Source organism: Pseudomonas sp. QL9 (assembly GCF_041409665.1).
GTDB classification, from domain to species: Bacteria; Pseudomonadota; Gammaproteobacteria; order Pseudomonadales; family Pseudomonadaceae; genus Pseudomonas; species Pseudomonas knackmussii.
On the sequence record NZ_CP166971.1, the window covers coordinates 1,970,034 to 1,995,014 of the forward strand.

The 24,981-nt window shown below is 58.1% G+C and carries 14 protein-coding genes, 6 tRNA genes and 3 rRNA genes; 1 reads left to right on the forward strand and 22 read right to left on the reverse strand.

Features of this window, described 5'->3' with window-relative positions:
• Positions 1 to 124: 124 nt before the first annotated feature.
• The 22 genes from rpoC to tyrS form a co-directional block, all read right to left on the reverse strand.
• Positions 125 to 4,324 (reverse strand): DNA-directed RNA polymerase subunit beta', encoded by a 4,200-nt coding sequence (gene rpoC, locus ACA097_RS09325; RefSeq protein ID WP_043248929.1) that lies wholly within the window; start codon positions 4,322 to 4,324, stop codon positions 125 to 127.
• A gap of 64 nt (positions 4,325 to 4,388) precedes the next feature.
• The gene (gene rpoB / locus ACA097_RS09330; RefSeq protein WP_043248927.1) at positions 4,389 to 8,462 is read right to left on the reverse strand and encodes a DNA-directed RNA polymerase subunit beta; all 4,074 of its coding nucleotides are present in this window, start codon (positions 8,460 to 8,462) and stop codon (positions 4,389 to 4,391) included.
• A gap of 221 nt (positions 8,463 to 8,683) precedes the next feature.
• Positions 8,684 to 9,052 (reverse strand): 50S ribosomal protein L7/L12, encoded by a 369-nt coding sequence (rplL, locus tag ACA097_RS09335; protein WP_043248924.1) that lies wholly within the window; start codon positions 9,050 to 9,052, stop codon positions 8,684 to 8,686.
• A 76-nt stretch (positions 9,053 to 9,128) separates the two neighbouring features.
• The gene (gene rplJ / locus ACA097_RS09340) at positions 9,129 to 9,629 is read right to left on the reverse strand and encodes a 50S ribosomal protein L10 (RefSeq protein WP_009617123.1); all 501 of its coding nucleotides are present in this window, start codon (positions 9,627 to 9,629) and stop codon (positions 9,129 to 9,131) included.
• Between the two features lie 204 nt (positions 9,630 to 9,833).
• Positions 9,834 to 10,529 carry a 50S ribosomal protein L1 gene (gene rplA, locus ACA097_RS09345; RefSeq protein WP_043248921.1) on the reverse strand — a complete coding sequence of 232 codons (696 nt, stop codon included), beginning with the start codon at positions 10,527 to 10,529 and terminating at the stop codon, positions 9,834 to 9,836.
• Entirely contained in the window at positions 10,529 to 10,960 is a 432-nt protein-coding gene (gene rplK, locus ACA097_RS09350) for a 50S ribosomal protein L11 (RefSeq protein WP_043248918.1), read from the reverse strand. Before rplK ends, rplA begins: the two co-directional genes overlap by 1 nt.
• Before the next feature lie 120 nt (positions 10,961 to 11,080).
• Positions 11,081 to 11,614 carry a transcription termination/antitermination protein NusG gene (nusG, locus tag ACA097_RS09355; protein WP_160285720.1) on the reverse strand — a complete coding sequence of 178 codons (534 nt, stop codon included), beginning with the start codon at positions 11,612 to 11,614 and terminating at the stop codon, positions 11,081 to 11,083.
• Positions 11,615 to 11,623: 9 nt separating this feature from the next.
• Complete coding sequence (secE, locus tag ACA097_RS09360; RefSeq protein ID WP_371369909.1) at positions 11,624 to 11,992, reverse strand: preprotein translocase subunit SecE; 369 nt, start codon at positions 11,990 to 11,992, stop codon at positions 11,624 to 11,626.
• A 47-nt stretch (positions 11,993 to 12,039) separates the two neighbouring features.
• Positions 12,040 to 12,115 (reverse strand) — tRNA-Trp (locus ACA097_RS09365).
• A gap of 53 nt (positions 12,116 to 12,168) precedes the next feature.
• Positions 12,169 to 13,362: an elongation factor Tu gene (gene tuf, locus ACA097_RS09370; RefSeq protein WP_043248914.1), complete on the reverse strand. Its 1,194-nt coding sequence runs from the start codon at positions 13,360 to 13,362 to the stop codon at positions 12,169 to 12,171.
• A gap of 83 nt (positions 13,363 to 13,445) precedes the next feature.
• Positions 13,446 to 13,521, reverse strand: a tRNA-Thr gene (locus ACA097_RS09375).
• Between the two features lie 19 nt (positions 13,522 to 13,540).
• Positions 13,541 to 13,614 (reverse strand) — tRNA-Gly (locus ACA097_RS09380).
• A 25-nt stretch (positions 13,615 to 13,639) separates the two neighbouring features.
• Positions 13,640 to 13,724: transfer RNA gene (locus tag ACA097_RS09385), tRNA-Tyr, on the reverse strand.
• Positions 13,725 to 13,863: 139 nt separating this feature from the next.
• Positions 13,864 to 14,550, reverse strand: coding sequence for an SPOR domain-containing protein (locus ACA097_RS09390; protein ID WP_371369911.1), 687 nt, complete (start codon positions 14,548 to 14,550; stop codon positions 13,864 to 13,866).
• A gap of 8 nt (positions 14,551 to 14,558) precedes the next feature.
• Positions 14,559 to 15,308, reverse strand: coding sequence for a pantothenate kinase (locus ACA097_RS09395; protein ID WP_371369913.1), 750 nt, complete (start codon positions 15,306 to 15,308; stop codon positions 14,559 to 14,561).
• Positions 15,298 to 16,242 carry a bifunctional biotin--[acetyl-CoA-carboxylase] ligase/biotin operon repressor BirA gene (gene birA, locus ACA097_RS09400; RefSeq protein ID WP_371369915.1) on the reverse strand — a complete coding sequence of 315 codons (945 nt, stop codon included), beginning with the start codon at positions 16,240 to 16,242 and terminating at the stop codon, positions 15,298 to 15,300. Before birA ends, ACA097_RS09395 begins: the two co-directional genes overlap by 11 nt.
• A 210-nt stretch (positions 16,243 to 16,452) precedes the next feature.
• Positions 16,453 to 16,568: ribosomal RNA gene (gene rrf / locus ACA097_RS09405) — 5S ribosomal RNA — on the reverse strand.
• Between the two features lie 132 nt (positions 16,569 to 16,700).
• Positions 16,701 to 19,591, reverse strand: a 23S ribosomal RNA gene (locus tag ACA097_RS09410).
• Positions 19,592 to 19,822: 231 nt separating this feature from the next.
• Positions 19,823 to 19,898, reverse strand: a tRNA-Ala gene (locus ACA097_RS09415).
• 15 nt (positions 19,899 to 19,913) lie between these two features.
• Positions 19,914 to 19,990: transfer RNA gene (locus ACA097_RS09420), tRNA-Ile, on the reverse strand.
• Positions 19,991 to 20,071: 81 nt separating this feature from the next.
• Positions 20,072 to 21,608, reverse strand: a 16S ribosomal RNA gene (locus ACA097_RS09425).
• Together the 16S, 23S and 5S rRNA genes with 2 tRNA genes alongside form the textbook arrangement of a ribosomal RNA operon.
• Before the next feature lie 528 nt (positions 21,609 to 22,136).
• Positions 22,137 to 23,336, reverse strand: coding sequence for a tyrosine--tRNA ligase (gene tyrS, locus ACA097_RS09430; protein ID WP_371369917.1), 1,200 nt, complete (start codon positions 23,334 to 23,336; stop codon positions 22,137 to 22,139).
• A 186-nt stretch (positions 23,337 to 23,522) separates the two neighbouring features.
• Here tyrS and ACA097_RS09435 point away from each other — a divergent pair, with 186 nt between their 5' ends.
• Positions 23,523 to 24,980 (forward strand): peptidoglycan DD-metalloendopeptidase family protein, encoded by a 1,458-nt coding sequence (locus tag ACA097_RS09435; protein WP_160285714.1) that lies wholly within the window; start codon positions 23,523 to 23,525, stop codon positions 24,978 to 24,980.
• Position 24,981: the final 1 nt, after the last annotated feature.

The window sequence follows — 24,981 nt, forward strand, 5'->3', positions numbered from 1 at the left end:
CACTTAAACGAAATGGCAGAGCAAGCGCCCTGCCAATTTTCGGGGTACAAAATACTAAAGAGCTTCCAGCACCCCGTCAAGACAAAGCCCCGGCTGTCAAGACAGCCGGGGCTTTTATCAAGGCTTAGTTGCCACTCAGGTTGAGCGCTTCTGCCAGCGCTGCTTCGGCTTCGCTGGCGCTCACACGCTGCGGTTTGCCGAGTTCGCGCTGACGCTTGCGCTCGCTGTGATAGGCCAGGCCGGTACCAGCCGGGATCAGACGACCCACGACCACGTTTTCCTTCAGGCCGCGCAGGAAGTCGCGCTTGCCGGTGACCGCCGCCTCGGTGAGGACGCGGGTGGTCTCCTGGAAGGACGCCGCGGAGATGAACGACTCGGTCGACAGCGATGCCTTGGTGATACCCAGCAGCACGCGCTCGTACTTGGCCGGGAACTTGTCCACGGTGGCCAGCACTTCGTTCTCTTCCAGTACGTGTACCAGTTCGACCTGATCGCCCTTGATGAAGGAAGAATCGCCCGACTCGGCCACTTCGACCTTGCGCAGCATCTGACGCAGGATGGTCTCGATGTGCTTGTCGTTGATCTTCACGCCCTGCAGGCGGTAAACGTCCTGGATCTCGTTGACGATGTACTTGGCCAGCGAGCTGACGCCCAGCAGACGCAAGATGTCGTGCGGGTTGCTCGGGCCGTCGGAGATCACTTCGCCACGGCTTACCTGTTCACCTTCGAACACGTTCAGGTGACGCCACTTCGGAATCAGCTCCTCGTACGGATCGCTACCGTCGGTGGGAGTGATGACCAGGCGGCGCTTGCCCTTGGTTTCCTTGCCGAAGGAGATGGTGCCGCTGATTTCCGCAAGGATCGAAGGCTCTTTCGGACGACGAGCTTCGAACAGGTCGGCAACGCGTGGCAGACCACCGGTGATGTCGCGGGTCTTCGACGTTTCTTGCGGGATACGCGCGATAACGTCACCGACACGCACCTTGGCGCCGTCGTTCAGGTTGACCAGCGCGTTTGCCGGCAGGAAGTACTGCGCCGGTACGTCGGTACCCGGCAGCAGCAGGTCCTTGCCTGCAGCGTCGATCAGCTTCACGGCCGGACGGATGTCCTTGCCGGCAGCCGGACGGTCTTTCGGATCCATCACTTCGATGTTGGTCAGACCGGTCAGTTCGTCGGTCTGGCGCTTGACGGTGATGTTCTCTTCCATGCCGGCGAAGGCAACGGTACCGTCCATCTCGGTCACGATCGGGTGGGTGTGCGGGTCCCACTTGGCGACGATGGCGCCCGGATCGACCTTGTCACCTTCCTTCACCGAAATGACCGCACCGTACGGCAGCTTGTAGCGCTCGCGCTCGCGACCGAAGTCGTCGGCTACGGCCAGCTCGCCGGAACGGGAAACCGCCACCAGCGCGCCATCGGCACGCTCTACGTGCTTCAGGTTGTGCAGGCGGATGGTACCGCCGTTCTTGACCTGTACGTTGTCCACGGCGGAGGTCCGGCTGGCCGCACCACCGATGTGGAAGGTACGCATGGTCAGCTGGGTACCCGGCTCACCGATCGACTGTGCAGCGATAACGCCGACAGCTTCACCGATGTTCACCTGGTGACCACGGGCCAGATCGCGGCCGTAGCACTTGGAGCAGATGCCATGACGGGTTTCGCAGGTGATCGGCGAACGAACCAGAACTTCGTCGACGCTCATTTGCTCGAGGAAGTCGACCCACTTCTCGTCGATCAGGGTACCGGCCGGAACGATGACGTCATCGGTACCCGGCTTGAACACTTCACGTGCAACCACACGGCCGAGCACGCGCTCACCCAGCGGTTCAACCACGTCGCCGCCTTCGATGTGCGGGGACATCAGCAGGCCGTGTTCGGTGCCGCAATCGATCTCGGTCACTACCAGGTCCTGGGCCACGTCGACGAGACGACGAGTCAGGTAACCGGAGTTCGCGGTCTTCAGCGCGGTATCCGCCAGACCCTTACGAGCACCGTGAGTGGAGATGAAGTACTGGAGTACGTTCAGGCCTTCACGGAAGTTCGCAGTGATCGGGGTCTCGATGATGGAGCCGTCCGGCTTGGCCATCAGGCCACGCATACCGGCCAGCTGACGGATCTGGGCCGCGGAACCCCGCGCACCGGAGTCCGCCATCATGTACATGGAGTTGAAGGACTCCTGGTCGACTTCCTTGCCCTCGCGGTCGATGACCTTCTCTTTCGAGAGGTTGGCCATCATCGCCTTGGACACTTCGTCGTTGGCCTTCGACCACAGGTCGATCACCTTGTTGTACTTCTCGCCCTGGGTTACCAGGCCGGACGCGTACTGGCTCTCGATCTCCTTCACTTCTTCAGTGGCGGAGTTGATGATGCGCGCCTTCTCATCCGGGATGACGAAGTCGTTCACGCCGATCGACACACCGGAGATGGTCGAGTAGGCGAAGCCGGTGTACATCAACTGGTCGGCGAAGATGACGGTGTCCTTCAGACCTACCACGCGATAGCAGTGGTTGATCAGCTTGGAGATCGCCTTTTTCTTCATCGACTGGTTGACCACGTCGAACGGCAGACCGGCCGGCACAACCTGGAACAGCAGCGCACGGCCGACAGTCGAGTCGACGATACGGGTGTTGGCGGTCAGGCTGCCGTCTTCGTTCTTGATCTTCTCGTTGATGCGCACTTTCACGCGGGCGTGCAGGGACACTTGGCCGCTGCGGTACGCGCGGTCAACTTCCTGCAGGTCAGCGAAGGCCATGCCCTCGCCTTTCGCGTTGATGGCTTCACGGGTCATGTAGTACAGACCCATTACCACGTCCTGCGACGGCACGATGATCGGCTCGCCGTTGGCGGGCGAGAGGATGTTGTTGGTCGACATCATCAGCGCGCGAGCTTCCAGCTGAGCCTCGAGGGTCAGCGGAACGTGCACGGCCATCTGGTCACCGTCGAAGTCGGCGTTGTACGCGGCGCAGACCAGCGGGTGCAGCTGGATGGCTTTACCTTCGATCAGGACCGGCTCGAACGCCTGGATGCCCAGACGGTGGAGGGTCGGCGCACGGTTCAGCAGCACGGGGTGTTCGCGGATGACTTCGGCGAGAACGTCCCATACCTCGGGCAGCTCGCGCTCGACCATCTTCTTGGCCGCCTTGATGGTGGTGGCCATGCCGCGGGCCTCGAGCTTGCCGAAGATGAACGGCTTGAACAGCTCGAGGGCCATCTTCTTCGGCAGACCGCACTGGTGCAGGCGCAGGGTCGGACCTACGGTAATTACCGAACGGCCGGAGTAGTCAACGCGCTTACCGAGCAGGTTCTGACGGAAGCGACCTTGCTTACCCTTGATCATGTCGGCCAGGGACTTCAGCGGACGCTTGTTCGAGCCAGTGATGGCGCGACCGCGACGGCCGTTGTCCAGCAGGGCGTCGACAGCTTCCTGCAGCATGCGCTTTTCGTTGCGCACGATGATGTCCGGAGCAGCCAGGTCGAGCAGGCGCTTCAGACGGTTGTTACGGTTGATCACGCGACGGTACAGATCGTTCAGATCGGAAGTCGCGAAGCGGCCGCCATCCAGCGGAACCAGCGGACGCAGGTCCGGCGGCAGCACCGGAAGGACGGTCAGCACCATCCACTCCGGATGGTTGCCGGAGCCCTGGAAGGCTTCCATCAGCTTCAGGCGCTTGGACAACTTCTTGATCTTGGTTTCCGAGTTGGTCTGCGGAATCTCTTCGCGCAGGCGGCCGATCTCGTGCTCCAGGTCGATCTGGTTGAGCAGTTCGCGAACGGCTTCGGCGCCCATGCGCGCGTCGAAGTCATCACCGAACTCTTCGAGGGCTTCGAAGTACTGCTCATCGTTCAGCAGCTGGCCCTTCTCCAGGGTAGTCATGCCCGGGTCGATAACGACGTAGCTCTCGAAATAGAGCACGCGCTCGATATCGCGCAGGGTCATGTCCAGCAGCAGACCGATACGGGACGGCAGGGACTTCAGGAACCAGATGTGGGCGACCGGCGAAGCCAGCTCGATGTGGCCCATGCGCTCACGGCGCACCTTGGCCAGTGCGACTTCAACGCCGCACTTCTCGCAGATCACACCACGGTGTTTCAGGCGCTTGTACTTACCGCACAGGCACTCGTAGTCCTTCACCGGGCCGAAGATCTTGGCGCAGAACAGGCCATCGCGCTCCGGCTTGAAGGTACGGTAGTTGATGGTCTCCGGCTTCTTAACTTCGCCGAAGGACCAGGAACGAATCATCTCGGGGGACGCCAGACCAATACGGATGGCATCGAACTCCTCGATTTGACCCTGGTTTTTCAACAGATTGAGCAAGTCTTTCAAGGCCTTTCCTCCTCACGGACCCGGTGCGACGGCCTCGGCCGCCGCACCGTTCTAGCGTCGCGTGTTATTCGGTTTCCAGTTCGATGTCGATGCCGAGCGAACGGATCTCTTTGATCAACACGTTGAAGGACTCGGGCATGCCGGCCTCCATGCGGTGATCGCCGTCCACGATGTTCTTGTACATCTTGGTCCGGCCGTTCACGTCGTCCGACTTCACGGTCAGCATTTCCTGCAGGGTGTAGGCGGCGCCGTAGGCTTCCAGTGCCCAGACCTCCATCTCCCCGAAGCGCTGGCCACCGAACTGCGCCTTACCACCCAGCGGCTGCTGGGTAACCAGGCTGTAGGAGCCGGTGGAACGTGCGTGCATCTTGTCATCGACCAGGTGGTTCAGTTTGAGCATGTACATGTAACCAACGGTGGTCTCACGCTCGAACTGATTGCCGGTGCGGCCATCGAACAGGCGCATCTGGCCGCTCTCCGGCAGATCGGCCAGCTTCAGCATGGCCTTGATCTCGCGTTCCTTGGCACCGTCGAAGACCGGGGTAGCCATGGGCACGCCGCCCTTGAGGTTGTTGGCCAGAGCGATGATCTCGTTATCGTTCAGCTCGTCCAGGTTCTCCTGGCGGCCACCGATCTCGTTGTAGATCTCGTTCATGAACTGGCGCAGTTCGGCGATCTTGCGCTGCTCTTCGAGCATGCGGTTGATCTTCTCGCCCAGCCCCTTGGCCGCGAGGCCCAGATGGGTTTCGAGGATCTGACCGACGTTCATACGCGACGGTACACCCAGCGGGTTGAGAACGATGTCCACCGGAGTGCCATTGGCATCGTGCGGCATGTCTTCGACCGGCATGATCACCGAGACCACACCCTTGTTACCGTGACGGCCGGCCATCTTGTCGCCCGGCTGGATGCGGCGCTTGATGGCGAGGTAGACCTTGACGATCTTCAGCACGCCCGGAGCCAGGTCGTCGCCCTGCTGGAGCTTGCGCTTCTTGTCCTCGAACTTGTCGTCGAGCATCTGACGGCGATCGCTGATGTAGGCCTGAGCCTTCTCCAGCTGCTCGTTCAGCGCGTCTTCAGCCATGCGCAGCTTGAACCACTGGCCGCGCTCGAGACCGTCGAGGTACTCGTGGGTGATCTCGGTGCCTTTCTTCAGCGCCGGGCCGCCATCGGCAATGGAACCGACCAGGGCGGAACGCAGACGCTCGAAGGTGGCACCTTCGACGATGCGGAACTCTTCGTTGAGGTCCTTGCGGATCTCGTCCAGCTGCATCTTCTCGATGGACAGGGCACGGCTATCGCGCTCGACGCCATCGCGAGTGAAGACCTGAACGTCGATCACGGTGCCCTTGGTGCCAGTCGGCACGCGCAGGGAGGTGTCCTTCACGTCGGACGCCTTCTCACCGAAGATCGCGCGCAGCAGCTTCTCTTCCGGAGTCAGCTGGGTCTCTCCTTTCGGGGTGACCTTGCCGACCAGGATGTCGCCAGCCTGCACTTCGGCGCCGACATAGACGATACCTGCCTCGTCCAGCTTGTTCAGCGCAGCCTCACCCACGTTCGGGATGTCCGCGGTGATTTCTTCTGGGCCGAGCTTGGTGTCACGGGCAACGCAGGTCAGTTCCTGGATGTGGATCGTGGTGAAACGATCTTCCTGGACCACGCGCTCGGACAGGCAGATGGAGTCTTCGAAGTTGAAGCCGTTCCAGGGCATGAACGCAACGCGCATGTTCTGACCCAGGGCCAGTTCACCCATATCGGTGGACGGACCGTCGGCGAGGATGTCACCGCGAGCGATCACGTCACCCTTGCTCACCAGCGGACGCTGGTTGATGCAGGTGTTCTGGTTGGAGCGGGTGTACTTGGTCAGGTTGTAGATGTCGACACCGGCTTCGCCAGTCTCGACTTCGTCGTCCGCCACGCGCACCACGATACGGCTGGCGTCGACCGAGTCGATCACGCCGCCACGACGGGCAACCACGCAGACACCGGAGTCACGGGCGACGTTGCGCTCCATGCCGGTACCTACCAGCGGCTTGTCGGCGCGCAGGGTCGGTACAGCCTGACGCTGCATGTTCGAACCCATGAGTGCACGGTTGGCGTCGTCGTGCTCGAGGAACGGAATCAGCGAGGCAGCAACGGAAACGACCTGCTTCGGCGAAACGTCCATGAGGGTGACGTCTTCCGGCGCCTTCACGGTGAATTCGTTCAGGTGACGTACGGCTACCAGCTCGTCGACCAGACGGCCTTGCTCGTCCAGGGTCGCGGAGGCCTGGGCGATCACGTGATCGGCCTCTTCGATCGCGGAGAGGAAGACGATGTCGTCGCTGACCTGACCTTCCTTGACCACGCGGTACGGGCTTTCCAGGAAGCCGTACTTGTTGGTGCGGGCGTAGGTCGCCAGGGAGTTGATCAGACCGATGTTCGGACCTTCAGGGGTTTCGATCGGGCACACGCGGCCGTAGTGGGTCGGGTGTACGTCACGAACCTCGAAGCCCGCACGCTCGCGAGTCAGACCGCCCGGGCCGAGTGCGGAGACGCGGCGCTTGTGGGTGATCTCGGAGAGCGGGTTGTTCTGGTCCATGAACTGCGACAGCTGGCTGGAACCGAAGAACTCCTTGATCGCGGCAGCCACCGGCTTGGCGTTGATCAGGTCCTGCGGCATCAGGCCTTCGCTTTCGGCCATCGACAGACGTTCCTTGACCGCGCGCTCTACGCGCACCAGGCCAACGCGGAACTGGTTCTCGGCCATCTCGCCGACGCAACGAACGCGACGGTTACCCAGGTGGTCGATGTCGTCGACGATGCCTTTGCCGTTACGGATAGCGACGAGGGTCTTCAGAACCTCGACGATGTCTTCCTTGCTCAGCACGCCCGGACCTTCGATCTCGGTGCGGCCGATACGGCGGTTGAACTTCATACGACCGACGGCAGACAAGTCGTAACGCTCGGCGCTGAAGAACAGGTTGCCGAACAGGGTCTCTGCGGCTTCCTTGGTCGGCGGCTCGCCCGGACGCATCATGCGGTAGATCTCGACCAGTGCTTCCAGCTGGTTGCTGGTGGAGTCGATCTTCAGGGTGTCCGAGATGAACGGGCCGCAGTCGATGTCGTTGGTGTACAAGGTCTCCAGGCGCACGACCTGGGCCTTGGCGATCTTCGCCAGAACGTCGACCGACAGCTCAGTGTTGCACTCGGCGATGATCTCGCCGGTAGCCGGGTGCACGACAGCCTTGGCCACGGTACGGCCAATGAGGTAGTCGAAGGGCACTTCCAGCTCTTTGATGCCGGCCTTCTCGAGCTGATTGATGTGGCGCGCGGTGATACGGCGGCCCTGCTCGACGATGACCTTGCCGGAAGCGTCCTTGATATCGAACGCGGCGATTTCCCCACGCAGACGTTGCGGCACCAGCTCCAGATTGAGGGTCTCGCCCTTCACCTGGAACAGGTTGGTGTCATAGAAGGCGTTGAGCACTTCTTCAGTGCTGTAACCCAGCGCGCGCAGCAGGACAGACGCCGGCAGCTTGCGGCGACGGTCGATACGCACGAACACGCAGTCCTTCGGATCGAACTCGAAGTCCAGCCAGGAACCGCGGTAAGGAATAATGCGCGCGGAGTACAGCAGCTTGCCGGAGCTGTGGGTCTTGCCACGGTCGTGGTCGAAGAACACACCCGGGGAACGGTGCAGCTGGGAGACGATGACGCGTTCGGTACCGTTGATGATGAAGGTACCGTTCTCGGTCATCAGGGGGATTTCCCCCATGTAGACTTCCTGTTCCTTGATGTCCTTGATCGCTTTGCTCGACGATTCTTTGTCGAAAATGATCAGGCGCACTTTCACACGCAGCGGGACAGCGAATGTCACGCCGCGCAGCACGCACTCCTTGACGTCAAATGCCGGCTCGCCCAGGCGATAACCGACGTATTCCAGGGCAGCATTGCCGGAATAGCTGATAATCGGGAAAACGGACTTGAAGGCCGCATGCAGACCGATGTCACGGATCTGATCCTTGCTTGCACCTGCCTGCAGGAATTCGCGATAGGAATCCAGCTGGATGGCCAGCAAATACGGCACATCCATGACGTCCGGCAACTTGCTAAAGTCCTTGCGGATACGTTTTTTCTCAGTGTATGAGTAAGCCATCAGCGTTCCCCAGCTTGGTCACCTGCTTGTTTGGCCTCTCCCACGGGAGCAGCCGAAAAATCGTGCAAACCTGACGTTTGCGCCACCGCGCGCGGTGGGACTTTCGCGTTAAGGGAGGGGGCCAATCGGCACCCTTCCCATAACGGAAAAAGGCCGGTGGCAAAAGCCACCAGCCATCAGCCTGTCGCTTAACGCTCGGGCTGTAGACGCAAGGCGCGAACTTACTTGAGTTCGACCTTGGCGCCAGCTTCTTCCAGAGCCTTCTTGGCAGCTTCGGCTTCTTCTTTCGAAGCGCCTTCCTTGACCACGCCCGGGGCGCCGTCAACGACAGCCTTGGCTTCTTTCAGGCCCAGGCCGGTCAGCTCGCGGACGACCTTGATCACGTTCACTTTCTTCTCGCCAGCTTCGGCCAGAACGATGGTGAACTCGGTTTGCTCTTCAACAGCAGCAGCGGCAACAGCCGGGCCAGCAGCAACAGCAGCGGCAGCGGTTACACCGAATTTCTCTTCCATTGCCTTGATCAGTTCCACCACTTGCATGACGGACATTTCGGCTACGGCGTTGATGATGTCTTCGTTGGTCAGAGCCATGACTCTAATTCCTGTATTGGGCGACGGCGCTCGCGCCATCTATTAAACAAAAAAGGTTGAAAGCGAACCGGATGCCTTAGGCAGCGGCTGCTTCTTTCTGGTCACGAATTGCCGCCAGAGTACGAGCCAGCTTGCTGGTAGCGCCTTGGATCACGCTCATCAGCTGTGCAACGGCTTCGTTGTAGGTCGGCAGGGTTGCCAGAACGTCGATCTGATTGGCTGCGAGGAATTGACCCTCGAACGCGGCCGCCTTGATCTCGAACTTGTCCTGACCCTTGGCGAACTCCTTGAAGATACGAGCGGCAGCGCCCGGATGTTCGTTGGAGAAAGCGATCAGGGTCGGGCCCTTGAACGTGTCGTTGAGCACTTCAAATTGAGTGCCTTCAACGGCGCGCTTGAGCAGGGTGTTACGTACGACTTTCACGTACACACCAGCTGCGCGGGCCTCTTTACGGAGTCCGGTCATTGCGCCGACAGTCACGCCACGGGCATCAGCCACGACAGCGGACAGACCGGCTTTGGCAGCCTCGTTGACTTCAGCGACGATGGCCTTCTTGTCTTCGAGTTTGATTGCCACGGGTTTACTCCTGGATGTTACCGATTCGTCCAGCCGGAGCCGGACGGCGTTTTGGTGTCTGATTCGGTAAACGAATCGGGAGCACCATCTGCGTAGGCTTGAGGTTTAAGGCTTGCGCCGCCTACGGTCTTGGATAGCCCCCGCCAGGCAGGGACCCCAATACCTGCGGGTGATGGGCCAGGCCCACCACCCGACTTTGTCTTATCAGCCTTCCAGAGAAGCCTGATCGATCTGCAGACCCGGGCCCATGGTGGTGCTCAGGGTCACGCGCTGAACGTACACGCCTTTCGAGGAGGCGGGCTTCAGGCGCTTCAGGTCAGCCAGCAGAGCTTCGACGTTCTGCTTCAGCTTGACCGGCTCGAAATCGATCTTGCCAACGGAGGCGTGGATGATGCCGTTCTTGTCGGTACGGAAACGAACCTGACCAGCCTTGGCGTTCTTGACGGCAGTGGCTACGTCCGGGGTAACGGTACCCACTTTCGGGTTCGGCATCAGACCGCGCGGGCCCAGCACCTGACCGAGTTGACCAACGACACGCATCGCGTCCGGGGAAGCGATGACCACGTCGTAGTTCAGGTCGCCTGCTTTCATCTCGGCAGCCAGTTCATCCATACCGACCTTGTCAGCGCCAGCAGCCAGAGCGGCTTCGGCACCCGGGCCTTGGGTGAACACGGCAACGCGGACAGACTTGCCAGTGCCGTTCGGCAGAACGGTGGCACCGCGAACGACCTGGTCGGATTTACGCGGGTCAACGCCGAGGTTGATGGCGATGTCCACGGATTCCTTGAACTTGATGGTCGACAGCTCGGCCAGCAGTTTGGCGGCATCTTCGAAGCCGTACTGTTTGCCAGCTTCGACTTTCTCGGCGATAGCCTTTTGACGCTTGGTCAGCTTAGCCATTACACACCCTCCACGTTGAGGCCCATGCTACGAGCGGAACCGGCGATGGTGCGCACGGCCGCTTCCATGTCAGCTGCAGTCAGATCAGCCTGTTTAGCTTTGGCGATATCTTCCAGCTGAGCACGGGTAACGGTGCCTACTTTCTGGCTGTTCGGGCGGCTGGAACCGCTGGTGATGCCAGCAGCTTTCTTCAGCAGCACGGAGGCCGGGGTGCTCTTGGTTTCAAAGGTGAAGCTGCGGTCGCTGTAAACGGTGATGATCACAGGAGTCGGCAGACCAGGCTCCATGCCCTGGGTCTTGGCGTTGAACGCCTTGCAGAATTCCATGATGTTCACGCCGTGCTGACCCAGAGCGGGACCAACCGGCGGCGACGGGTTGGCTTGACCAGCCTTTACCTGCAGCTTGATGTAAGCCTGAATTTTCTTAGCCATTTGCTACTCCAGTTACGGGTTCTAACGCCCCGAAGGGCTCCCCGGTTGCTTTCGCGTTTATCCCAAGGACGACAAAACCCCGCAGCCTAGGGCTGCGGGGTGTGGGATGAATTTTGCCAGTCAGACTTTCTCGACTTGGCTGAACTCCAGCTCCACCGGAGTGGAGCGACCGAAAATGAGCACTGCGACCTGGATCCGGCTCTTTTCGTAGTTGACCTCTTCAACCACGCCATTGAAGTCCGCAAAGGGACCATCGATGACGCGAACGGTTTCGCCCGGCTCGAAGAGCGTCTTCGGCTTGGGCTTGTCGCCGCTATCTGCGACGCGACGAAGGATGGCCTCAGCCTCCTTGTCAGTAATCGGAGCCGGCTTATCAGCAGTACCGCCGATGAAACCCATGACACGAGGAGTGTCCTTGACCAAGTGCCAAGTACCCTCGTTCATGTCCATCTGGACCAGCACGTAGCCAGGGAAGAACTTGCGCTCACTCTTGCGCTTCTGGCCACCACGCATTTCCACGACTTCTTCCGTGGGAACCAGAATCTCGCCGAAGCCATCTTCCATGCCGGCCAGTTTGACCCGCTCGATCAGCGAGCGCATGACATGCTTCTCGTAGCCCGAGTAGGCATGCACAACGTACCAACGCTTAGCCACGGAACACCCTTAACCTACAATCATGGAAACGAGCCAACCCAGCAGGGAATCGAGCCCCCACAGCAGCAGCGCCATCAGCAGCACTACAGCGACCACGATCATGGTGGTCTGAGTGGTTTCTTGGCGAGTCGGCCATACGACCTTGCGAATCTCGGCACGCGCTTCTTTCGCCAGGGTAAAGAAGGCGCGACCCTTGACGGTCTGCAGAGCAACGAAGCCAGCAACACCCGCCAGAACCAGAATGCCGAGCACGCGATAGAAGAGCGGCTGCGCGGAGTAGTACTGATTGGCGACAACACCAACCACAACAACAACTGCAACCAAGAGCCACTTCACGACATCGAGCCGCGAGTCTTTGGCTTCTGCCTTCGCATTCATCTGCTAGGAATCCCGTTGAAGAAATGCCAGATCCATTTTTGAGAATCTGGCAGGCCAGGAGGGAATCGAACCCCCAACCTGCGGTTTTGGAGACCGCCGCTCTGCCAATTGAGCTACTGGCCTAGAACAAAGTCAGGCCGACCATTATGCCGGCCTGATAGGGAAAGATCAATCGATTATTCGAAGATCTTGGCAACCACGCCGGCACCAACGGTACGACCGCCTTCGCGGATCGCGAAGCGCAGGCCATCTTCCATGGCGATCGGAGCGATCAGGGTGACAACCATTTTCACGTTGTCGCCCGGCATTACCATCTCAACGCCTTCCGGCAATTCGCAGTTGCCGGTTACGTCGGTGGTACGGAAGTAGAACTGCGGACGGTAGCCCTTGAAGAACGGGGTGTGACGACCACCTTCCTCTTTGGACAGCACGTACACTTCGCACTCGAACTTGGTGTGCGGCTTGATGGTGCCCGGCTTGGCCAGAACCTGGCCACGCTCTACGTCTTCACGCTTGGTGCCGCGCAGCAGGGCGCCGATGTTCTCGCCAGCACGACCTTCGTCGAGCAGCTTACGGAACATTTCAACGCCGGTGCAGGTGGTCTTGGTGGTCGGACGGATACCGACGATTTCGATTTCCTCGCCCACTTTGACGATGCCGCGCTCAACACGACCGGTCACCACGGTGCCACGACCCGAGATCGAGAACACGTCTTCGATCGGCATCAGGAACGGCTGGTCAACAGCGCGAACCGGCTCAGGGATGTAGGCGTCCAGGGTTTCTACCAGCTTACGCACGGCGGAAACGCCCATCTCGTTGTCGTCCTGGCCGTTCAGGGCCATCAGAGCGGAACCGATAACGATCGGGGTGTCATCACCCGGGAAGTCGTAGGTGCTCAGCAGGTCGCGAACTTCCATCTCGACCAGTTCCAGCAGCTCGGCGTCGTCAACCATGTCGGCCTTGTTCAGGAACACGACGATGTAAGGAACGCCTACCTGACGGGACAGCAGGATGTGCTCACGGGTTTGCGGCATGGGGCCGTCAGCAGCCGAGCAGACCAGGATCGCGCCGTCCATCTGGGCAGCACCGGTGATCATGTTCTTCACGTAGTCGGCGTGGCCGGGGCAGTCAACGTGCGCGTAGTGGCGAACAGCCGAGTCGTACTCTACGTGCGAGGTGTTGATGGTGATGCCGCGAGCTTTTTCTTCCGGAGCGTTGTCGATCTGGTCGAAAGCGCGAGCGGAACCGCCCCAGGTCTCGGAGCAGACTTTGGTCAGAGCAGCGGTCAGAGTGGTTTTACCGTGGTCAACGTGACCGATGGTGCCAACGTTGACGTGCGGTTTGTTACGTTCAAACTTCTCTTTAGCCATTTTGACCATCTCCCACTAGGAATTGAGAAAGCCACATCACCGATAAAACAAAGGCAGATACTTTCATATCTGCCTTTGTGAAGTGGAGCTCATGAGCGGATTTGAACCGCTGACCTCACCCTTACCAAGGGTGTGCTCTACCAGCTGAGCTACATGAGCAAGACATCAGCAACAAACTTGGAGCGGGTAGCGGGAATCGAACCCGCATCATCAGCTTGGAAGGCTGAGGTTCTACCACTGAACTATACCCGCGGAGCTTGCGGCTCACGCTTGAAACTGGTGGAGGGGGAAGGATTCGAACCTTCGAAGTCTGAGACGTCAGATTTACAGTCTGATCCCTTTGGCCGCTCGGGAACCCCTCCGAGTGAGGCGGCATTCTACAGTCTGCCACCGCGCTGTCAAGAGTTTTTCTTTAAAAAACTTGAGCTTAGCTCCTTAACAGCGACTTCGAGAAAATCCCCTTTCGGGTCCCCCCTGCGAAGCGGGCGCCATTCTATCAAACTAATTTCCCGATGCAACACTTTTGCACGGCATTGTTTGCTGTTGCACTTCAGGGAAGTCGGAGACCAGCTGATGGACCAGTCCATCATCGGCAAGACGACGGCTCTCGGGGGATATCTGGATCCAGATATCGTGCTGGTTGCGCGCCATTTCCCGGACTTGCGCCTCGTAGCCCACCCCCTTCAATCGCTCCACCACGGCACCAGCCGAATCCTGGCTTTGGAAGAAGCCAAGAGAGATCCCGTCAGTCAGATCACCTTCGGTAATGATGTAGCTGTCGATTTTGCGCGCTTGCAACTCGCGTAATTGAAGGAGGGAGGCCTGGCGCGATGCGAGGGGAGGCAGATACACCCAGTAATCCGCACCCACCCCGCTATCGACCTTCTGCCTGCTGGCCTGGATGTCCAGGCTGGTCAGGCGCTGCTCCAGAGCCTTGGCGCGACTTTCGTCATAGAACGGCCCGAAGTACAGGCATGCGCCCGCCTGCGGCGCGCCGACCTGCGCCTGCGGCGCTGACGGCCGCTTAGGCGCAGATTCAGGCGACTCGCTTAGCAGACGAATATTCTTCTGCTCGCTTCGATAAAGGGCGAGTGGCGCGATTTCTTTCGCGCGCAACGGTGTCTGCTGCTGGTGCCAGACGAAATAGAAGACGTTCAGCACCAGGAGGAACAGGAAGAACCAACGCATCTGAGGCACTACTCCAGCGGGCAGGCGAGCGCCAACCCGGCAAATACCAGATCGGAGAGAACCTGCGCTTGCGGCAACTCATCCTTGACCAACTCAGCATCCCCACCAGTCAAAAAGACAGCGCACTCGCCTCCTAACAAGTCCCGTGCAAGCAAGTACTGCTCACGAACGAAGCCACGCAACATCAGCAGGCAGCCACGTTCGACCGCCTCAGCAGTCTCCCGCCCGGGAGAAAGCTCCTGGGCTGCCACTTGAGCCGTTGCATCGTCATAGCGAATTCGTCGGGTATGAGTGCGCAGTTGGCTGCGCATCAGCGGCACGCCGGGACAGATATAGCCACCAAGGTGCCGCCCCGCGGCATCCACCAGATCGGATGTCACCGCCGTCCCCAGGTCGAGCACCAGGCAAGCCCCACCGGCGATGCGGTAACCTGCAACCAGAGCCAGCCAGCGATCAAGGCCAAGCCTCTGGTAGTCGCGATAGCCGTTGCGTACGCCAGCCAGCTCTTCCGCCGACTCTGCAACGCGAACGTCGATGGCAAAAGCCTGATTCAAGCTCGAGACCAGGGACTGGGTCTCCTGCTCACTGCGCACGCTGACCATCCGCCCGCGCGCCAATGCAAGACCGGCTTGCCCCTGCAGCTGCTCAAGCAGAGCAGCATCAGAATCAGCCACCCCCGCAGCCAAAGACTTCTGATCGCGCGCATCAATGACACGCCACTTGATCAGGCTATTGCCACAGTCCAGTTCAAGAATCATCAGACAACCTCAGGCTCAACTCACCACCGCTGAAGCGGCTCTCGACACCGTCGACTTCCAGACGCAACGCGCCCTGTTCATCAATCCCGAGGGCACGACCGACAATCTGCTTGGAAGCAGTGGACAGACAAACTTCACGCCCTTGCCAGAGATGGAAACACTCCCACTCAGCCTGGCTGGCTGCGAAACCCTGCGCGCGATGACGAGCCAGATGCCGTTCGAGCTCCCGGCTCAGCGCCGACAGCAGCAGATTGCGATCCACAACCATACCGGACGATGCCCGCAAGGATGTCCAGGGCTGGTCAATGGCGTCGGCCGCACGCATGTTCACATTGATACCAATGCCTATGGCGACACTGCATAGATCAGCGGGATCACCCGTAAGCTCAAGCAGAATTCCGGCAAGCTTTCGCCCATCGAGCAGAATGTCGTTGGGCCACTTGAGCCCTACCCCACCGATACCGAGCGACTGAATAGCGCGCACGACGGCTAGACCGACAACCAGGCTCAAACCTTCGAGCTCTTTAGGCCCACCCCGCACCGAAATACCCAGCGTGCAATACAGATTGGCGCCGAAGGGGCTAACCCAGGCGCGACCTCGCCGACCTCGGCCAGCCGTTTGCCGCTCAGCAACTACAGCGAACGGCGTGGACGCCCCCGCATCCAGACGCCGCATCACCTCGGCATTGGTGGAGTCGACCGAGAACTGCACCTCTATCGGCCAGGGCGCTTGCACCTGCTGCGGGTCAATGGGGATTAACGGCTCAGCCAGACGATAGCCGCGTCCGCGCACCGACTGCACAACCACGCCGTATTCGCGCTCCAGGTTCTGCAGCCGCTTCCAAACCGCGCTGCGACTGACCTGCAAGGCCGCCCCCAGCTCCTCGCCGGAATGGAACCTTCCATCGCCCAGCAATTTCAGCAATGTCTGCATGTCATGCCCCATTACAACCAGGCGCAAATAATATAGAGGTGCTACCGCCTTGCCTATGCACAAGACAGGGAGGTATTCGTGCCGTTCCGTCGCCGCATTCCAGCAATGCAAACACGAGCTCGCGCCTTGCGCTTCGACACTCGAAATTTTTCCGCGCGCAAAAGCAAAACCCCCGACCAGCTTTCGCTGATCAGGGGCCTTGGGATAGGTGCTTGACGATGACCTACTCTCACATGGAGAAACTCCACACTACCATCGGCGATGCATCGTTTCACTTCTGAGTTCGGGATGGGATCAGGTGGTTCCAACGCTCTATGGTCGTCAAGCAATTCTTTCGGATACTCGTGGCTTGCGCACACGCTCATCCCGATTCGGGTATGTGACAGGTAATTTGCGGTTCTCACGAACTTTCGGTTCGTCGACTTCACCGTCTAACACACAAATTGTTTGGGTGTTATATGGTCAAGCCTCACGGGCAATTAGTATTGGTTAGCTCAACGCCTCACAGCGCTTACACACCCAACCTATCAACGTCGTAGTCTTCGACGGCCCTTTAGGGGAATCAAGTTCCCAGTGAGATCTCATCTTGAGGCTAGTTTCCCGCTTAGATGCTTTCAGCGGTTATCTATTCCGAACATAGCTACCCGGCAATGCCACTGGCGTGACAACCGGAACACCAGAGGTTCGTCCACTCCGGTCCTCTCGTACTAGGAGCAGCCCCTCTCAAATCTCAAACGTCCACGGCAGATAGGGACCGAACTGTCTCACGACGTTCTAAACCCAGCTCGCGTACCACTTTAAATGGCGAACAGCCATACCCTTGGGACCGGCTTCAGCCCCAGGATGTGATGAGCCGACATCGAGGTGCCAAACACCGCCGTCGATATGAACTCTTGGGCGGTATCAGCCTGTTATCCCCGGAGTACCTTTTATCCGTTGAGCGATGGCCCTTCCATACAGAACCACCGGATCACTAAGACCTACTTTCGTACCTGCTCGACGTGTCTGTCTCGCAGTCAAGCGCGCTTTTGCCTTTATACTCTACGACCGATTTCCGACCGGTCTGAGCGCACCTTCGTACTCCTCCGTTACTCTTTAGGAGGAGACCGCCCCAGTCAAACTGCCCACCATACACTGTCCTCGATCCGGATAACGGACCAGAGTTAGAACCTCAAGCATGCCAGGGTGGTATTTCAAGGATGGCTCCACGCGAACTGGCGTCCACGCTTCAAAGCCTCCCACCTATCCTACACAAGCAGGCTCAAAGTCCAGTGCAAAGCTACAGTAAAGGTTCACGGGGTCTTTCCGTCTAGCCGCGGATACACTGCATCTTCACAGCGATTTCAATTTCACTGAGTCTCGGGTGGAGACAGCGCCGCCATCGTTACGCCATTCGTGCAGGTCGGAACTTACCCGACAAGGAATTTCGCTACCTTAGGACCGTTATAGTTACGGCCGCCGTTTACCGGGGCTTCGATCAAGAGCTTCGCTTTCGCTAACCCCATCAATTAACCTTCCGGCACCGGGCAGGCGTCACACCCTATACGTCCACTTTCGTGTTTGCAGAGTGCTGTGTTTTTAATAAACAGTCGCAGCGGCCTGGTATCTTCGACCGGCATGGGCTTACGTAGTAAATACTTCACCCTCACCGGCGCACCTTCTCCCGAAGTTACGGTGCCATTTTGCCTAGTTCCTTCACCCGAGTTCTCTCAAGCGCCTTGGTATTCTCTACCCAACCACCTGTGTCGGTTTGGGGTACGGTTCCTAGTTACCTGAAGCTTAGAAGCTTTTCCTGGAAGCATGGCATCAACCACTTCACGTTCTAAAAGAACGCTCGTCATCAGCTCTCGGCATTAAGATCCCGGATTTACCTAAGATCTCTGCCTACCACCTTAAACTTGGACAACCAACGCCAAGCTGGCCTAGCCTTCTCCGTCCCTCCATCGCAGTAACTAGAAGTACAGGAATATTAACCTGTTTCCCATCGACTACGCTCTTCAGCCTCGCCTTAGGGACCGACTAACCCTGCGTCGATTAACGTTGCGCAGGAACCCTTGGTCTTTCGGCGTGGGAGTTTTTCACTCCCATTGTCGTTACTCATGTCAGCATTCGCACTTCTGATACCTCCAGCAAGCTTCTCAACTCACCTTCACAGGCTTACAGAACGCTCCTCTACCGCACATCTTGCGATGCACCCGTAGCTTCGGTGTATGGTTTGAGCCCCGTTACATCTTCCGCGCAGGCCGACTCGACTAGTGAGCTATTACGCTTTCTTTAAAGGGTGGCTGCTTCTAAGCCAACCTCCTAGCTGTCTAAGCCTTCCCACATCGTTTACCACTTAACCATAACTTTGGGACCTTAGCTGACGGTCTGGGTTGTTTCCCTTTTCACGACGGACGTTAGCACCCGCCGTGTGTCTCCCACGCTGACACTTCCAGGTATTCGGAGTTTGCATCGGTTTGGTAAGTCGGGATGACCCCCTAGCCGAAACAGTGCTCTACCCCCTGGAGTGATACGTGAGGCGCTACCTAAATAGCTTTCGAGGAGAACCAGCTATCTCCGAGCTTGATTAGCCTTTCACTCCGATCCACAAGTCATCCCCTACCTTTTCAACGGGAGTGGGTTCGGTCCTCCAGTCAGTGTTACCTAACCTTCAACCTGCTCATGGATAGATCGCCCGGTTTCGGGTCTATACCCAGCGACTAAACGCCCTATTAAGACTCGCTTTCGCTACGCCTTCCCTATTCGGTTAAGCTCGCCACTGAATATAAGTCGCTGACCCATTATACAAAAGGTACGCAGTCACCTAACAAAGTAGGCTCCCACTGCTTGTACGCATACGGTTTCAGGTTCTATTTCACTCCCCTCTCCGGGGTTCTTTTCGCCTTTCCCTCACGGTACTGGTTCACTATCGGTCAGTCAGTAGTATTTAGCCTTGGAGGATGGTCCCCCCATATTCAGACAAAGTTTCTCGTGCTCCGTCCTACTCGATTTCACTTCCAAGAACCTTTCACATACGGGGCTATCACCCACTATGGCCGCACTTTCCAGAGCGTTCTGTTAGATTCAAAGAAGCTTAAGGGCTAGTCCCCGTTCGCTCGCCACTACTAAGGGAATCTCGGTTGATTTCTTTTCCTCAGGGTACTTAGATGTTTCAGTTCCCCTGGTTCGCCTCTTACACCTATGTATTCAGTGCAAGATACCCAGCTTATGCTGGGTGGGTTCCCCCATTCAGAGATCTCCGGATCAAAGTCTGTTTGCCGACTCCCCGAAGCTTATCGCAGGCTACCACGTCTTTCATCGCCTCTGACTGCCAAGGCATCCACCGTATGCGCTTCTTCACTTGACCATATAACCCCAAGCAATCTGGTTATACGTCTCGAACGTGAAGACGACATTCGCCGAAAATTCGCGCTTGAACTCGCAAATTTTACCTTGACTTGAATAATCACCAGTGAAAGAGATTATTCAGTCTACTTCTATCACATACCCAAATTTTTAAAGAACGGTTCCGGTACAAAGACCAGACATCAATGTTCCATTACCCTGAACATTCATGTCTGAACTTTCGCGACGTGGATGGTGGAGCCAAGGAGGATCGAACTCCTGACCTCCTGCGTGCAAAGCAGGCGCTCTCCCAGCTGAGCTATGGCCCCCTCTTTTCCAACGATTGGTGGGTCTGGGCAGATTCGAACTGCCGACCTCACCCTTATCAGGGGTGCGCTCTAACCGACTGAGCTACAGACCCATATAGGGTTGCCTAACCGTCGCTTTACCAGTGAATCAAGCAATTCGTGTGGGAGCTTATGAGAAAGCCGGGATCTTCGATTAAGGAGGTGATCCAGCCGCAGGTTCCCCTACGGCTACCTTGTTACGACTTCACCCCAGTCATGAATCACTCCGTGGTAACCGTCCCCCTTGCGGTTAGACTAGCTACTTCTGGAGCAACCCACTCCCATGGTGTGACGGGCGGTGTGTACAAGGCCCGGGAACGTATTCACCGTGACATTCTGATTCACGATTACTAGCGATTCCGACTTCACGCAGTCGAGTTGCAGACTGCGATCCGGACTACGATCGGTTTTATGGGATTAGCTCCACCTCGCGGCTTGGCAACCCTCTGTACCGACCATTGTAGCACGTGTGTAGCCCTGGCCGTAAGGGCCATGATGACTTGACGTCATCCCCACCTTCCTCCGGTTTGTCACCGGCAGTCTCCTTAGAGTGCCCACCATAACGTGCTGGTAACTAAGGACAAGGGTTGCGCTCGTTACGGGACTTAACCCAACATCTCACGACACGAGCTGACGACAGCCATGCAGCACCTGTGTTCCGATTCCCGAAGGCACTCTCGCATCTCTGCAAGATTCCGGACATGTCAAGGCCAGGTAAGGTTCTTCGCGTTGCTTCGAATTAAACCACATGCTCCACCGCTTGTGCGGGCCCCCGTCAATTCATTTGAGTTTTAACCTTGCGGCCGTACTCCCCAGGCGGTCGACTTATCGCGTTAGCTGCGCCACTAAAATCTCAAGGATTCCAACGGCTAGTCGACATCGTTTACGGCGTGGACTACCAGGGTATCTAATCCTGTTTGCTCCCCACGCTTTCGCACCTCAGTGTCAGTATCAGTCCAGGTGGTCGCCTTCGCCACTGGTGTTCCTTCCTATATCTACGCATTTCACCGCTACACAGGAAATTCCACCACCCTCTACCGTACTCTAGTCAGGCAGTTATGGATGCAGTTCCCAGGTTGAGCCCGGGGATTTCACATCCATCTTACCAAACCACCTACGCGCGCTTTACGCCCAGTAATTCCGATTAACGCTTGCACCCTTCGTATTACCGCGGCTGCTGGCACGAAGTTAGCCGGTGCTTATTCTGTTGGTAACGTCAAAACAGCAAGGTATTAACTTACTGCCCTTCCTCCCAACTTAAAGTGCTTTACAATCCGAAGACCTTCTTCACACACGCGGCATGGCTGGATCAGGCTTTCGCCCATTGTCCAATATTCCCCACTGCTGCCTCCCGTAGGAGTCTGGACCGTGTCTCAGTTCCAGTGTGACTGATCATCCTCTCAGACCAGTTACGGATCGTCGCCTAGGTGAGCCGTTACCTCACCTACTAGCTAATCCGACCTAGGCTCATCTGATAGCGTGAGGTCCGAAGATCCCCCACTTTCTCCCGTAGGACGTATGCGGTATTAGCGTTCCTTTCGAAACGTTGTCCCCCACTACCAGGCAGATTCCTAGGCATTACTCACCCGTCCGCCGCTGAATCAGAGAGCAAGCTCCCTTCATCCGCTCGACTTGCATGTGTTAGGCCTGCCGCCAGCGTTCAATCTGAGCCATGATCAAACTCTTCAGTTCAATACTGATTGGGTTTTGAGAAAACCCTAAACTTGGCTCAGCAATCGCAAAAAACTCTCGAATTCACGAGTGTTACTTGTGATGCTGATAATCTTGCGACCACCAGTCTTAACTCACAAGCACCCACACGAATTGCTTGATTCAACTTGTTAAAGAGCGTTTCGGCGAAGTCTTTCGTCTCAACCGAGGCCGCGCATTCTACAGCAGCCTTTCTTACTGTCAAGCTGTTTTTCGAAAATCTCTTTTCTACTCAACCGCTTGCGCTTTCGAGTAGCAGCGCTTCTCGTCAGCGGGAGGCGCATATTACAGCGTTGAATTTCGCTGTCAAGCACCTCGATGATCTTCTTTCACCGAGCCCACCGAAGCGAACAAGAGAAAGCAGCAAGCGAGTCGCCTGCCGGACCACCACTCTCAGCTTCGATAATCTGTAAGTGCTTGATTTTCAAGCTCTTTCAGCGCCTCGTCGCTGGGAGTGGTGCGCATTATAGGGACTTAAAAATGCCCGTCAACGACTTTCTGACACTTTTCTTACTCAGCCACCAGGGTGACCTTGGCGAAAGCCTTCTTACCAGCCTGGATAACGTGGGTAGCGCCCAGCTTGCATATATAGCTGCGGTCCACGACCTGACCATCCACACGCACCCCACCGGAGCCCAGCAAGTCACGAGCGACTGCCGAGTTCCTCACCAGGCCCGCACGGTTCAGCACAGCGCTGATGGGCAGATCTTCGCCAGCGGCCACTTCCACTTCCGGCAGATCTTCCGGCAGCTCGCCTTCCTTAAGGCGATTGCCAGCTGATTTGTGAGCATTGGCCGCGGCCTCTTCGCCATGGAAGCGTGCAACGATCTCTTCGGCCAACTTGATCTTGATATCCCGCGGGTTCGCACCTGCCTCGACATCCTTCTTGAAGGATTCGATCTCATCCATCGAGCGGAAGCTGAGCAGCTCGAAGTAACGCCACATCAGCGTATCCGGAATGGAAACGAGCTTGCTGTACATGACGCCCGGCGCTTCCTGGATACCGATGTAGTTACCCAGGGACTTGGACATCTTCTTCACCCCATCCAGACCCTCCAGCAGCGGCATGGTCAGGATGCACTGGGGTTCTTGCTCATAGGCGCGCTGCAGCTCGCGCCCCATCAGCAGGTTGAATTTCTGATCGGTACCACCCAGCTCGACGTCCGCACGTAGCGCCACCGAGTCATAGCCCTGCACCAGCGGATAAAGGAACTCGTGGATGGCGATCGACTGGTTGCTGGCATAGCGCTTGCTGAAGTCATCGCGCTCGAGCATGCGCGCCACGGTGTACTGGGAAGCCAGACGAATGAAGTCGGCCGGCGTCAGCTTGTCCATCCAGGTGGAGTTGAAGGCGACCTCGGTCTTGGCCGGGTCGAGGATCTTGAATACCTGGGTCTTGTAGGTTTCGGCGTTATCCAGCACCTGCTCGCGGGTCAGCGGCGGGCGCGTGGCGCTCTTGCCGCTGGGGTCGCCGATCATGCCGGTGAAGTCACCGATGAGGAAGATGACGTGATGACCGAGCTCCTGGAACTGACGCAGCTTATTAATAAGCACTGTATGCCCAAGGTGGAGATCCGGCGCGGTCGGGTCGAAACCAGCCTTGATCCGCAGCGGCTGACCACGCTCGAGCTTGGCGACCAGCTCGGCCTCCACGAGAAGTTCATCCGCCCCACGCTTGATCAGCGCCAGCTGTTCTTCGACCGACTTCATCACAGTTCCCGTTCCGTTTTTCGGTATTCAAAAAAGGGAACCAACCATACAAGATCGGGCACTAAAAACAAGTTTTGCCCGGCGTACGGGGGCTTGACGTCAAAGCCTGGGCGACAGGCTTGATTCGAAGGAAATTTGGTTATATTTTAGGCAGTTATTTCACATTCCAAAAACACCACTCACGCCATGACGCAATCGAATCAGAAAGCGCCCTACTACCCGAAGAGCCATCTGCTGGCCGCAAGCGGTGTAGCAGCGCTCCTCAGCCTGGCTCTGCTGGTGTTCCCCTCGAGTGAAGTCGAGGCGAAGAAGACCACGCTCAATCTGGAGCTGGAGAACGGTGCCGATCGCATCGTTCAGGAAAAAGACGACCTGCGAAGCACGCCGGTCACCGAGAACACCGACTCGCCCTTCGCGCAGATCGAAGGCCAGTCCGATAAAGACAGCGCCGGAAAAGACGCGGAAAAAGAAGAAAACAAAGCACTCACCGCCACCAACGAACAGAAACCTGCCACTCCCGCCGAGCCGGCCTGGAAGGGCGTGACCGTGGGCAAAGGCGACACGCTGTCTACCGTTTTCGCCAAGGCAGGCCTGCCGGCTGGCGTCGTGCATGACGTCCTGGCGAGCAGCAAGGACGCCAAGCAGTTCACTCGCCTGGACGTCGGCCATGAAGTCGAGTTCCTGGTTTCGCACAAGGGTGAGCTGGAAGGTCTGCGCATCAAGCAGAGCGATCTGGAAACCATCAGCCTGAACAAGACCGCCAAGGGCTACGTCTTCAAGCGTGACCTGGTCAAACCGGACCTGCAGACCGCCTACGCGCACGGCCGCATCGACAGCTCGCTGTTCACGGCGGGCAAGGAAGCCGGGCTGTCGCACGACCTGATCATGGCCATGGCGAACATCTTCGGTTACGACATCGACTTCGCCCTCGACCTGCGCGAAGGCGACCAGTTCGACGTGATCTACGAAAAGAAAGTGGTCAACGGCCGCCAGGTGGACACCGGCAACATCCTCGCCGCTCGCTTCATCAACCGTGGCAAGGAATACACCGCCGTCCGCTTCACCAACAAGACCGGCAACACCAGCTACTACCGTGCCGATGGCACCAGCATGCGAAAAGCCTTCATTCGCACGCCGGTGGACTTCGCTCGGATCAGCTCGCGCTTCTCCATGGGGCGTCTGCACCCGATCCTGAACAAGATTCGTGCACACAAGGGTGTCGACTACGCCGCGCCCATCGGCACGCCGATCAAGGCGACTGGCGACGGCAAGGTGGTCGAAGCTGGCCGCAAGGGCGGGTACGGTAACGCGGTGGTCATCCAGCACGGCTCGACCTACCAGACTGTCTACGGCCATATGAGCCGCTTCGCCAACGGCATTCGCTCCGGCGTTCCGGTCAAGCAGGGTCAGATCATCGGCTACGTCGGCATGACCGGCCTGGCCACCGGCCCGCACCTGCACTACGAGTTCCACGTCAACGGCCAGTATGTCGACCCGCTCAGCGCCAAGCTGCCCATGGCCGACCCGCTGGCAGGCCCCGAGCGCAAGCGCTTCATGGCGCAGACCCAGCCGCTCATGGCTCGCATGGAACAGGAGAAGTCCACTCTCCTGGCCATGAACAAGCAACAACAGCAGCAGCGCTAAG

Coding starts and splice junctions, on each gene's coding strand:
- ACA097_RS09435 (WP_160285714.1), top strand. CDS start 23,523: ATGACGCAATCGAATCAGAAAGCGCCCTACTACCCGAAGAGCCATCTG.
- tuf (WP_043248914.1), bottom strand. CDS start 13,362: ATGGCTAAAGAGAAGTTTGAACGTAACAAACCGCACGTCAACGTTGGC.
- ACA097_RS09395 (WP_371369913.1), bottom strand. CDS start 15,308: ATGATTCTTGAACTGGACTGTGGCAATAGCCTGATCAAGTGGCGTGTC.
- rpoB (WP_043248927.1), bottom strand. CDS start 8,462: ATGGCTTACTCATACACTGAGAAAAAACGTATCCGCAAGGACTTTAGC.
- ACA097_RS09390 (WP_371369911.1), bottom strand. CDS start 14,550: ATGCGTTGGTTCTTCCTGTTCCTCCTGGTGCTGAACGTCTTCTATTTC.
- rplA (WP_043248921.1), bottom strand. CDS start 10,529: ATGGCTAAGCTGACCAAGCGTCAAAAGGCTATCGCCGAGAAAGTCGAA.
- birA (WP_371369915.1), bottom strand. CDS start 16,242: ATGCAGACATTGCTGAAATTGCTGGGCGATGGAAGGTTCCATTCCGGC.
- rplK (WP_043248918.1), bottom strand. CDS start 10,960: ATGGCTAAGAAAATTCAGGCTTACATCAAGCTGCAGGTAAAGGCTGGT.
- secE (WP_371369909.1), bottom strand. CDS start 11,992: ATGAATGCGAAGGCAGAAGCCAAAGACTCGCGGCTCGATGTCGTGAAG.
- tyrS (WP_371369917.1), bottom strand. CDS start 23,336: ATGAAGTCGGTCGAAGAACAGCTGGCGCTGATCAAGCGTGGGGCGGAT.
- rplL (WP_043248924.1), bottom strand. CDS start 9,052: ATGGCTCTGACCAACGAAGACATCATCAACGCCGTAGCCGAAATGTCC.